This is a genomic window from Caballeronia cordobensis, assembly GCF_001544575.2.
Taxonomy (GTDB): Bacteria; Pseudomonadota; Gammaproteobacteria; order Burkholderiales; family Burkholderiaceae; genus Caballeronia; species Caballeronia cordobensis.
Map to the genome: position 1 here is coordinate 132827 of NZ_FCNY02000001.1, position 12536 is coordinate 145362.

6 protein-coding genes are annotated in these 12536 nt (G+C 66.3%); 5 read left to right on the forward strand and 1 reads right to left on the reverse strand.

Going from position 1 to position 12536, the window contains the following annotated elements:
* The first annotated feature begins 11 nt into the window (after positions 1-11).
* Positions 12-908, forward strand: a complete 897-nt coding sequence (locus tag AWB70_RS00595) for an NAD kinase (RefSeq protein ID WP_053567448.1) — start codon at positions 12-14, stop codon at positions 906-908.
* A 28-nt stretch (positions 909-936) separates the two neighbouring features.
* A complete protein-coding gene (gene recN / locus AWB70_RS00600; protein WP_053567447.1) occupies positions 937-2589 on the forward strand; it encodes a DNA repair protein RecN in 1653 nt (550 codons plus the stop codon).
* Between the two features lie 6 nt (positions 2590-2595).
* On the opposite strand, the gene glnE is transcribed toward recN, so the two are convergent.
* The gene (gene glnE / locus AWB70_RS00605; RefSeq protein WP_053567446.1) at positions 2596-5391 is read right to left on the reverse strand and encodes a bifunctional [glutamate--ammonia ligase]-adenylyl-L-tyrosine phosphorylase/[glutamate--ammonia-ligase] adenylyltransferase; all 2796 of its coding nucleotides are present in this window, start codon (positions 5389-5391) and stop codon (positions 2596-2598) included.
* 183 nt (positions 5392-5574) lie between these two features.
* On the opposite strand from glnE, the gene AWB70_RS00610 reads away from it, so the two are divergent.
* From AWB70_RS00610 to tldD, 3 genes are all read left to right on the forward strand, one after another.
* Positions 5575-9888 carry a YhdP family phospholipid transporter gene (locus tag AWB70_RS00610; protein ID WP_053567445.1) on the forward strand — a complete coding sequence of 1438 codons (4314 nt, stop codon included), beginning with the start codon at positions 5575-5577 and terminating at the stop codon, positions 9886-9888.
* An 80-nt stretch (positions 9889-9968) separates the two neighbouring features.
* On the forward strand, positions 9969-10799 hold the full coding sequence (locus tag AWB70_RS00615; RefSeq protein WP_053567444.1) for a carbon-nitrogen hydrolase family protein: 831 nt from the start codon (positions 9969-9971) through the stop codon (positions 10797-10799).
* 135 nt (positions 10800-10934) lie between these two features.
* Positions 10935-12401 carry a metalloprotease TldD gene (gene tldD, locus AWB70_RS00620; protein ID WP_014190451.1) on the forward strand — a complete coding sequence of 489 codons (1467 nt, stop codon included), beginning with the start codon at positions 10935-10937 and terminating at the stop codon, positions 12399-12401.
* The last annotated feature ends 135 nt before the right edge of the window (positions 12402-12536 follow it).

Below are 12536 nucleotides of genomic sequence, written 5' to 3' on the forward strand. Positions count from 1 at the left end.
GTAATGCCGGCATGGAAATTGGCCAATTCAAGACCGTCGCCCTCGTGGGGCGCACCAACACGCCGGGCATCGAGGCGCCGCTGAGAGCGCTCGCCGATCTCCTTGCGCAGCAAGGGTTCGAGGTCGTGTTCGAGGCGGGCACCGCGAAGGACGTCGGCGTCACGGATTTCCCGGCGCTGTCCATCGCGGAGATGGGCGCGCGCGCGGATGTCGCGATCGTGCTCGGCGGCGACGGCACGATGCTCGGCATCGGCCGGCAACTCGCGCCGTACAAGACGCCGCTCATCGGCGTGAATCACGGGCGGCTCGGCTTCATCACGGACATTCCGCTCAAGGCCATGCGCGAGATCGTGCCGCAGCTGCTCGCCGGCCAGTTCGAGCGCGAGGAGCGCAGCCTGCTCGAAGCGCGCATCGTGCGCAACGACAAGCCCATCTACCACGCGCTCGCCTTCAACGATGTCGTCGTGAACCGCAGCGGCTTCTCCGGCATGGCGGAGCTGCGCGTGTCCGTCGATGGCCACTTCATGTACAACCAGCGCTCGGACGGCCTGATCGTCGCTACGCCGACCGGCTCGACCGCCTATGCGCTGTCGTCCGCGGGGCCGATCCTGCATCCGCAGTTGCAGGGCTTCGTGCTCGTGCCGATCGCACCGCACTCGCTGTCGAATCGTCCGATCGTGCTGTCCGACGACTCCAAAGTGACCATTCAGATCATCGGCGGGCGCGACGTGAACGTGAACTTCGACATGCAGTCGTTCACCGCCGTCGAGCTGAACGATGCCATCGAAGTGCGGCGCTCCAAGCATACGGTGCCGGTGCTGCATCCGGTCGGCTACAGCACGTACGCGACGCTGCGCAAGAAGCTGCACTGGAACGAGCATCCGTCGCAGGACGCCTCTTCTCTCTGAACTACCGATTTCCCCTTCCGAAGCGTCCATGCTCCGTCATCTTTCGATTCGAGATTTCGTCATCGTCGCAACACTGGATATCGATTTCGATCCAGGCTTCACGGTCTTTTCGGGTGAAACCGGCGCGGGCAAGTCGATTCTGATCGACGCCCTCGCGCTCACGCTCGGCGCGCGCGGCGACGCGAGCGTCGTGCGCACCGGTCAGGCACGCGCGGACATCACCGCTGAATTCGCAACGCATCCGCTCGTCACGCACTGGCTGGACGAGCATGCGCTCACGCAGGACGGCGATTCGGTCATGCTGCGCCGGGTGATCGATTCGGGTGGCCGCTCTCGCGCGTTCATCAACGGCACGCCCGCGACGCTCGCGCAACTGCGCGAAGTGGGCGAAATGCTCGTCGACATTCACGGGCAGCACGCGCATCAATTGCTGATGCGCCCGGATGCGCAACGCGAACTCTTCGACACGCACGCGCAACTGCTCGACACCGCCGGCGCCGTGAACCGCGCGTGGCGCGCGATGCGCGACGCGCAGCAGGCGGTCGAGGCCGCGCAGAGCCGCGACCGCGAACTGCAACTGGAACGCGAGCGGCTCGCGTGGCAACTGAGCGAGTTCGACAAGCTCGCGCCGCAGCCCGGCGAATGGGAAGAAGTGAGCGCGGAGCATCATCGGCTGTCGCATTCGGCGAGTCTCATCGACGGCGTGCAAGGTGCGCTCGGCGCGCTCTCCGAATCCGACGAAGCCATGATCTCTCAGCTCGCCGCGATCGTCTCGAAGCTGCGCGGCCTCGCCGATATCGATCCGGCGCTGAACGACGTGCTCGCGTCACTCGAACCGGCCGAGATCCAGTTGCAGGAGGCGTCGTACTCGCTCTCGCATTACGCGCAGCGGCTGGAGCTCGATCCCGACCGGCTCGCGCAGGTCGAGCGGCGCATGGATCAATTGCATTCGACGGCGCGCAAGTTCCGGCTTCAGCCCGAAACGCTGCCCGAGGAACACGACGCGCGCCGCAAACAGCTTGCCGATCTCGACGCCGCCGCCGATCTCGACGCGCTCAACGCCGCCGCTGAAAAGGCGAAGAGCGCGTACCTCGACCAGGCCAAAGTGCTGTCGAAGGCGCGCGCCAAGGCCGCGAAGAATCTGTCGAAAGCGGTCACGGAAGGCATGCAGGAATTGTCGATGGCCGGCGGACGGTTCGAAGTCGCGCTCGTGCCGCTCGCCGAAGGCGGCGCGAACGGTCTGGAGCAGATCGAATTCCGCGTCGCGGGTCACGCGGGTGTGGCGCTCAGGCCGCTCGCGAAAGTGGCTTCCGGCGGCGAACTCGCGCGTATCAGCCTCGCGCTCGCCGTGATCGCGAGTACCGCGAGCCCCACGCCCACGCTGATCTTCGACGAAGTGGACACGGGCATCGGCGGCGGCGTCGCGGAAGTGGTCGGGCGTCTCTTGCATCAGCTCGGCCGCGACCGCCAGGTTCTGTGCGTCACGCACTTGCCGCAAGTGGCCGCGCGCGGTGATCAGCACTTCCAGGTCGCGAAGTCTTCCGACGACGCGGGCGGCACCGTCAGCACCGTCACGTCGCTCGACAAGGGCAAGCGCATCGAGGAAGTCGCGCGCATGCTCGGCGGCATCGAAATCACCGCGACCACGCGCAAGCACGCGAAGGAAATGCTGGCGGCGTAAGCCGTCTTACTGCGCCGCCACCGCGAACACCCGCTCCCACAACGCCGTCACCGCGTCGCGTTCGGCCTGAACCTCGGCCGGATCGACGCGCGCCTTTTCCATGCCGTCGAGCCGCAACGTGTGCTGGAGCTTGCGGTAATGCCGGTACGCCGCGCCGATCACGTCGGCCTCGTCCTCCGCGATCAAACCGCTTCGCGCCGCGATCTTCAGCAGCGTGATATTCCCCGCGTTGCGCAAGAACTCGCGATGCTCGCGCGCATGCAGCAGCACCCAGTACTGCACGATGAACTCGATATCGACCATGCCGCCGCGATCGTGCTTCAGGTCGAAAAGCTCGCTGTGGTTCGGATGGCCCGCGAAAACCCGCTCACGCATCGCGACGATTTCGCGCGCGAGCGCGGCCGCATCGCGCTCCATGACGAGCACGTCGGCGCGAATCGCTTCGAACTGCTCGCCGATTTCGGCGTCGCCGGCGCTGTAACGGGCGCGCGACAGCGCCTGATGCTCCCATACCCATGCGGTGTTCGCCGCGTCGCCTTCGCGAATCTGATAGCGGCGGAACGACGCGAGATCGGTCACGAGCAGGCCGGACTCGCCATTGGGCCGCAAGCGCAGATCGACGTCGAACAGCGTGCCCGCGCCGGTCGCGGCCGTGAGCCACGTAATGAGACGGCGCGTGAACATCGCGTAGAGGTCGGCGGCCGAATCGTGCGGGTCATCGTAGAGAAAGATGAGATCGAGATCCGATGCATAGCCCAGCTCCTTGCCACCGAGCTTTCCGTAAGCGATGACCGCGAAGCGCGGCGTCTCGCGATGCCGCTTCGGGAAGTGCTTCCACACGGTATGCACCGTGACGTCGAGCACGGCGTCGGCGAGTTCGGACAGGCGGTCGCTCACATGCTCGACGCTCAGACGCCCGGCGAGATCGATCAGCAGAATGCGGAACACTTCAGCCTGATGCGCGTGACGCAGCAGATCCATCTGATGTTCGGCGTCCTCCGCGGCGTCGAGGCGCGCGGTCAGCGAGCGCTTGAACGCGGCCCAGTCGAACGGGCTCGCGATGGCTTCGTCGTCGAGCAGTTCGTCGAGCAACTGCGGATGGCGGATCAGATAGCCCGCCGCCCAGCGCGAGCCCGACAGCACCGAGAGCACGCGCGCGAGCGCCGCCGGATACTCCGTCAGAAGCGCGAGATAGGCGCCGCGCTTGCCAATGGCTTCGAGCAGATCGAAAAGCCGCGTGATGGTGTCGCCGCGCCGCGCCGCGTCGATGGACTGCACGGCTTCGAGCGCCCGCTGCGCGACGATATCGAAGCGCTCGCGGCTCTGCGACGGCAAGCCCGCATAGCGCGCCGAATTCCACACGCCCGTGAGACGCGATAACACTGGCGCGGGATCGGCGAAGCCGAGCTCCATGAGACGCGCGGCGAGTTCTTCCTGCGCGGAGTCGTCGGCGAGCGCGCTGCTCCAGATCCACGACGCCACCGAATCTTCCGCGACGCCGCAGCCGCCCTGCCCGCTCACCTTGTCGGCGAAGATCGCGTCGAACTGCTGCTCGACGAGCTCGCGATGCGCGTCGAGTTTTTCCATCAGCGCGGCATAGTCCGCGAAGCCGAGCGATTTCGCGAGCAGCACGCGTTCGTCGTCGGCGACGGGCATCGCGTGCGTCTGCGCATCGTTGCGGTATTGCAGCCGATGCTCGATCGTGCGCAAGAAGAGATACGCCTCGGAGAGCGCCGCGCAGATGTTCGGCGCGAGCAGGCCGTGCGCCGCGGCGCGTTCCAGCACCGCGAGCGTCGGACGAATGCGGAAATCGGCTGCCTGACCGCCGCGAATCAACTGGAACACCTGCGCGCTGAACTCGATTTCGCGGATACCGCCGCGCCCGAGCTTGATGTCGTCGGCCTTGTCGGGGCGCATCGACGCGCGCCGCCGCGCTTCCTGCCGGATCTGCTGATGCAGCGAACGGATCGCCGCGATCACGCCGTAATCGAGATAACGCCGGTAGATGAACGGCGTCGCGATGGCTTCGAGCTGCTTCACGAGACGCTTCGCCGAATCGCTTTGCGTCTCCGACACGAGCCGCCCTTTGATCCACGCGTAGCGCTCCCACTCGCGGCCCTGCACGTAGAAATATTCTTCGAGCATGCCGAGGCTGCACACGAGCGGCCCGGAATCGCCATTGGGCCGCAGCCGCATATCCACGCGAAACACATAACCGTCCTGCGTGATCTCGGCGAGCGCGCCGATCAGCCGCCGGCCGAGCCGTGTGAAGAATTCCTGCGTCGGCAGCGGCGAGCGCGTGCCGCCCGAGGTTTCGCCGTCTTCTTCATACACGAAGATCAGGTCGATATCCGACGATGCGTTCAGCTCGCGCCCGCCCAGCTTGCCCATGCCGACGACACCGAGCGTGAGCCGCTCGCCATCGGGGCCGCGCGGCTCGCCGAAGAGCGCTTCGAGATCCGCCGACAGCACCGCGAGCGCGCGCTGCACGGTGACTTCGGCGAGGTCGGTCATCGCGCCGGTGACTTCGGCGACATCCGCCGCGCCGGTAAGATCGCGCTCCATCACCGTGCAGAAGACATCGGTTCGCAAGCGGCGCAGCGCGGTCTTCAATGCGGGTTCGTCGAGCACGCCTTTTTCGGTGCACGGCGTGCAGTGCGTATCGAGCCGCGCTTCGATCCATGCACGCGTGATGGGCGCCTGCGACCACTGCGCGACGTTCGACGCCAGTTCGGGACGCGCTGCATAGGCGCGCGCCGCATAGTTGGAATAATCGGAACTGAGAAGAGTGGCGTCGGTCATGAAAGATTGGGTTCGCTCATTGCTTCCGGAAAGACACAGCAGTTCGCACAACGCGCCGCGAGTCTTGCCGGGCGCGGCTTCGCGAGCGTCTACGAGTGCGCAGGCAGCGGCCGTCCCCGCAATGCCCGTGTTACATTTCAGCGTCAAACACGCAAAACTACCATATCGCCGAACAGCCGCAGCATGTCCGACAGCAGACGATCCGTCGACCCGACCGAAGTTGGACAAGCCAAGCCCAGCGGCAACGCCGAGCGCGTGCTTTCACGCGTCTTCAAATTCGTTCTCGTCATTGCCGCCATCGCGTATTTCGCGGTCGCGGGCGTGTACGTGGGCCTGCGCTACATCGTCATGCCGCAGGTCGATTCGTTCCGGCCGCGCATCGAGCAACTGGTGTCGTCGAAGATTCACGCGCAGTTGCATATCGGCAGGATTTCCGCGCGATGGTCCGGGCTCTCGCCGACACTCGATATCGACAATCTGCGCATCGACGCCGCCGACGGCGCGCCGGGCCTCGCCGTGCCGCATGCGAGCGCGAGCATCGCGTGGGCGTCGCTGCTGCACCTGAGGCCGAAGCTCGCCGACCTGACCGTCGATGGCCCCGACGTGATCATCGCGCGCAATGCCGACGGCGCGCTCTCGGTCGCGGGCGTGCCCATCCCCCGGCAACGCACGGGTTCGAACGCATTCACGACCTGGCTGCTTGGCCAGGATCACATCCTTTTGCGCGACGGCACGCTGCGCTGGCGCGACGCCGAGCGCGCCGCGCCGGAGATCGCGTTCAAGCGGCTGCATCTCGCGATCGTCAACGACGGCACGCGGCATCGGCTCGCGCTCAAGGCGCCCGCTGACGGCGAAGTGCTGCACGGCCCGCTCGACCTCCGCGCGGACTTCCGTCATCAGCCGTTCTCCGCGATGGGCGCGCCCGCGAACTGGACGGGCCGGCTGTATGTATCGACCGGCCCCGTCGATCTGCCCACGCTCGCGCGCTACGTGAAGACGCCGTTCCAGATGTACGGCGGCCGCGTCAACAACGAGATCTGGCTCAACTTCGCGGGCGGGCAGTTGCAGAACGCGACCGGCGAGCTGACCGGCTCGAACGTCGCGCTGCGCGTGCGCGCGACGCAGCCGCGTCTCGATCTGCCGGTCGCGCGTTTCGGCTGGAGCGTCGAGAAGCGGGACACCGAATACACCCTCGATCTGCGCAACCTGCACGCGGAACTCGGCCAGTTGCCGCTCGATGACGGCACGCCGGTCTCGCGCCTGCTCGTGTCGCGCTCGCTCACGGGCACGTACCGGCCGCCGGGCGTGGGCAAGGGGCAACTGCTGCGGCTGACGGGCGATACCGTCGATATCGGCATCCTCGCGGAATTCGTGCGCGCGCTGCCCGTGCCGGCGCGCGTGCTCAACGAACTCGTGCGCTTCAATCCGCGCGGCCAGGTGTCGAACTACACGATCTACTCCGAGCGCGCCGCGCCGAAGACCGAGGAAGAAGCGGAGCAGCAGCGCAAGAAGGGCGACGCGCCGCTCGTGCATTACGCGCTCAAGGCCAATCTCGAAGGCATCAGCGTGCAGGCTCAGGAGCCGCCGCCCGGTCTCACGATCAACAATCGTCCGCGCGCGGGCATTCCGGGCGTCGACAATCTGTGGGGAACCGTCGATGCCAACGAGAAGGAAGGCCGCATCACCATCGACACGAAGAACGCGGCCGTCATCGTTCCCGGCGCGTTCGACGACCCGCGCCTCACTTTCGATTCCCTGCAGGGCAACGCGCGCTGGAGCGTCGCGGACGCGATCGCGCCGGGCGAGCTGCGGCGCGCCTTCACGATCCATCTCGAGACGCTGCGCGTGAAAAACGCGGACGCCGAAGGCGAAGTCACCGCCGATTACTGGAATCAGGGCCACGGGCGCGGCAATCTCGATCTGAAGGCGAAGGTCGCTCATCTGAAAGCGACGCGCCTCGTGCGCTATCTGCCGACGAGCCTGAACGAACGCGTGCGCGTGTATCTCGGCCACGCGCTGCAGGCGGGCGTCGCGAGAAACGGCACGATCGAGATCCACGGCGACCTCACGCGCTTTCCGTACAACAAGTTTCCCGACGCGGGCATCTTTCGCATCAACGCGCCGTTTTCGGGCGGCAAGTTCGATCCGACGCCGTTCCCGCCGCGCAAGATGGCCAACGGCCTGCCGAACTTCTGGCCGGCGTTCGAAGGCATCGACGGCACGTTCACGCTCGCGCAGAACAAGCTCGGCTTCGATATCGGCAAGGGGCATTACCGCGGCGTGCGCGTGTCGCGGGTCATCGGGCGGATCGACGACACGGGCAATCGCGAAACGAAGCTGTGGATCGATGGCCGTGCGCGCGGCCCGCTCGCCGACATGCTCCGCTACGTCGACGACAGTTCGCTCGGCCTGATGGCGAAGCACGCCACGCGCAAGATCGATGCGAAAGGTAACGCCGATCTCGCGCTCACGCTCGGCATTCCGCGCTACCGGCCGCCCGCGCCGCTGCCGCCGATCAAGCCCGAATACAAGGGCTCGCTCACTTTCATCGACAACGAAGTCGCCTACGGCAAGCTGCCGCCGCTCACGCATCTGCGCGGGCGCGCCGACTTTGCCGCGAAGACCGTCACGCTCAATGACATGACCGCGCAACTGCTCGGCGGCGACGTGCGCGCGAAAGGCGGCGTGCAGCCCGACGGCAGCTATGCGCTCGATGTGAACGGGCGCATCGGCGCGGATGCGGCCGAGCGCCTGAACACGCGCATGAGCCCGCAGGTGGTGCAGTTCCTGAAGCACATCGACGGCGCCGCGCCCTACGAACTGCACGTGCGCGGCGTGAGAAACGCGTTGCCGAACGTGCAGGCGAGCTCGGATCTGACGGGCCTGGGCATCGATCTGCCCGCGCCTTTCGGCAAGGCGAAAGGCGCGCCGATGCCCTTCTCCTTCACCTTCCGGCCCGCGGCGGGCGGCGCGCCGGACCTGCACGACGCGCGGCTCTCGTTCGGCGCGCTGGACGCGCGTTACGTCATGCAGCAGATCGGCCGTGCGCAAGTGAAGATCGATCCGCAGAACGCCGCCGAGCCGATGAACATGCGCGCGCGCCTCAAGGTCGCACGCGGCGCGATCGGCTTGAACAAGCCGGCCGAGCTGCCGGCCGAAGGCGTGAGCGCCGCCGCCGATTTCAACGAATTCGATGCCGACGCCTGGCGCAAGCTCTTCGCCGAAATCAGCGCGTCCGCTTCTTCATCGCCATCTTCGTCCCCGGCCGATACGCCGCGCCCGCCGATGAACGAGGCCGTCCGCCAGTTCATCCCGACGCGCGCCGACATCCACTTCACGACGCTCACGCTGCTCGACCGGCGCTGGGACAACGTCGATATCGGCGCGAGCGAAGCGCAGGACCGCAAGTGGCGCGCGAACATCGCGTCGGATCAGATCACGGGCGACGCCGCGTGGACGCCGGGCGCGACGAAGGACAGCCCCGGCGCGTTGCAGGCGCGCTTCGCGAAGGTCGTGATTCCGGACAAGACGGGCGACGCTCCCGCCGAGAAGCCCATGGGACGGCCGCCGCGCAACATGCCGACGATCGATCTCATCGTCGACGAGCTCGTGTTCCGCGGTCATAGCCTCGGGCGGCTGCAGGTCGATGCGCACAACGAAGTCATCGCCGACGAGCCGATCTGGACGCTCGACAAGCTCGAACTCACCAACCCCGACGCCACGCTCACCGCCAACGCGACCTGGCGCACGCTGCCGGGCGACGTGATCCGGACGGCGCAAGCGGGCACGCCGCCCGGCGACGCGGACGATAGCGTGGCGCGCCGCACGTCGCTCGATTTCAAGCTCGACGTGAAAAACGGCGGCCAGCTGATCGACCGCTTCGGCGCGCCGCGCGTCGTCAATTCGGGCAACGGCACGGTCTCGGGCCACGCGGCCTGGAACGGCGGCCCGACCGCCGTCGATGTGAACACGCTCGACGGCCACGTCGCCGTCGATCTGCATCACGGGCAAATCCTGCGTGCGCCGGGCGCGGCGAAGTGGCTCGGCATCTTCAGCCTGCGCAGTCTCGCGAATCTGATGACGCTGCATTTCGAGGATGTCGTGGGCAAGGGGCTGCCGTTCGAGAAGATCACGGGCAACGCGCGAATCGCCAACGGCATCAGCCACACCGACGACTTCCTGATGGTGACGTCCCCCGCGCGCGTGCAGATGCAGGGCATCGTCGACATGCCGCAGAAGACGCAGGATCTGCACGTCAAGGTGATTCCGACCGTCGGCGCGGGCGCGGCGGCGATCGGCGCGGCGGTGATCAATCCGCTGCTCGGGCTGGGCGTGCTGGCGGCGGATATCGCGCTGTCGGCATCGATCCAGAAGGCGTTCGCTCGCGACTATTCGATCACCGGCTCGTGGAGCAAACCCGTCATCCAGCGTCTGAAGGGCGATCAGGGTAAGATCGAAACACCCGCCGCCGCCGTGGTTCCGTCCGCTGCCCGCTGACAAGGGGCCTTCGCCGCGACGTCGCCGGCGCAGTTTTCGTCCCCCAGTTCGTCCCCATTTTCCCGACAGCGCAGAGAGACATGAGCGAAAGATCGAGCGAAAGCGCGGCGCCGTTTCAGGTGGCCGCGTTGCAGATGGTCAGCACGCCGGACCGCGACCGCAATCTGGCCGACGCCGGACGCCTCATCGGCGAAGCGGCGCGCGGCGGCGCGAAACTGGTGCTCCTGCCCGAATATTTCTGCTACATGGGCTTCAAGGACACCGACAAGCTCGCGATCCGCGAAACGCCCGGCTCGGGCCCGATCCAGCAGTTTCTTTCCGACGCGGCGCGCGAGCATGGCGTGTGGATCATCGGCGGGACGTTGCCGCTGCAATCGCCTGAAGAGAACCGCGTGCTCAACACCACGCTCGTGTTCGATCCGCGCGGCGCGCAGGTCGCGCGCTACGACAAGATTCATCTGTTCAATTTCGAGCGCGGCGAGGAATCGTTCGACGAAGCGCGCACGATCTTTCCCGGCAGCGAGCCCCGCAGCTTCGATGCGCCGTTCGGGCGCGTGGGGCTCTCGGTGTGCTACGACCTGCGCTTTCCGGAGCTGTACCGCAAGCTCGGCGATTGCGCGCTGATGGTCGTGCCGTCCGCGTTCACCTATACGACCGGCCGCGCGCACTGGCAGACCTTGCTCACGGCGCGCGCCGTCGAGAATCAATGCTACGTGCTCGCGGCGGCGCAAGGCGGCCAGCACGAGAACGGACGCCGCACCTGGGGCCACAGCATGTTGATCGACCCGTGGGGCGAAATCGTCGATGTGAAAGACGAAGGGCCGGGCGTCGTGTCCGGCGGCATCGACCTGCAACGCATCGCCGCCGTGCGGCAGAGCTTGCCGGCTTACCGGCATCGCGTGATCGGATGATCGCGCACTCGACCGGACGGACGACTTGAAGACTTGGTTGCTTTCCCGCACATAACCTGTCTGATCAGACCGTAGAATAGTCTGAAATCCGTCTGGAACATCATCGAACACGCAATAGGCACCACAAGGCACCACATGAACATCATCGAACCCGGCATCCGCAATCTGGTCACGGCGAAGGACGTTCTGCTCACGCCCTACGGCCTCGACGAAGCGCTGATCACCCGCACGCTCGCGGAAATCTTCACGCATCGCGTCGATTACGCCGACCTCTATTTCCAGTCGACGCGAAGCGAAGCGTGGAGCCTCGAAGAAGGCATCGTCAAATCGGGCAGCTTCAGCATCGATCAGGGCGTCGGCGTGCGCGCCGTGTCCGGCGAGCGCACGGCTTTCGCCTATTCCGACGACCTTTCCCCCGACTCCATCCGTCAGGCCGCGATCGCCACGCGCGCGATCGCCAAGGCGGGCGGCGGCAAGCAGAAGATCAAGCCGGCGAGCACGCTGACCGGCGTCTCGGGCCGCGATCTGTATCTGCCCGCCGATCCGCTGCATTCGCTCGATGCAACCGCAAAGGTCAAGCTGCTGGAGCGCGTCGAGCAAATGGCGCGCGGCAAGGACCCGCGCATCACGCAGGTCATGGCGGGTCTCGCCGGCGAATACGATGTCGTGCTCGTGGCGCGCAGCGACGGCGCGCTCGCAGCGGACGTGCGCCCGCTCGTGCGCGTCTCGGTGACGGTGATCGCCGAGCAGAACGGCCGCCGCGAGATCGGTACGGGCGGCGGCGGCGGACGCTTCGACTACGGCTATTTCACCGACGCCGTGCTGTCCAAATATGTCGATGACGCCGTGCACGCCGCGTTGGTGAATCTCGAAGCGCGCCCGGCTCCGGCAGGCGCCATGACCGTCGTGCTCGGGCCGGGCTGGCCGGGCGTGCTGTTGCACGAGGCGGTCGGACATGGTCTGGAAGGCGATTTCAACCGCAAGGGATCGTCGGCGTTCGCGGGCATGATCGGCGAGCAGGTGGCGGCGAAGGGCGTGACGGTCGTCGATGACGGCACGCTGCCGAATCGCCGCGGCTCGCTCAATATCGACGATGAAGGCAATCCGACGCAGTGCACGACGCTGATCGAGGACGGCATTCTCAAGGGCTACATTCAGGATTCGCTCAACGCGCGCCTGATGAAGATGCCGGTGACGGGCAACGCGCGCCGCGAGTCGTACGCCGCGCTGCCGATGCCGCGCATGACCAACACCTACATGCTCAACGGCGACAAGGACCCCGGCGAGATTCTCGCTTCCGTGAAGAACGGGCTGTACGCGGTGAATTTCGGCGGCGGTCAGGTCGATATCACCAACGGCAAGTTCGTGTTCTCGGCGTCCGAGGCGTACATGATCGAGAACGGCAAGATCACGTATCCGGTCAAGGGCGCGACGCTGATCGGCAGCGGGCCGGAATCGCTCAAGTACGTGACGATGATCGGCAACGATATGTCGCTCGATAGCGGCGTCGGCGTGTGCGGCAAGGAAGGCCAGAGCGTGCCGGTGGGCGTCGGCCAGCCGACCCTGCGTATCGAGAAGATGACGGTGGGCGGGACGGTGTGATTTTTATGCGGGTTTTCCGCATCGGAGACGATTGTTTGCGGCGTTGCCGCGTTCTCCGGTGCGGATTGTCCGCGTTTTGCCTGGCTCAGGCTTGTCAGCGCCGCCTGTTTGCGGTTATAAAAGCAGTCACAACTT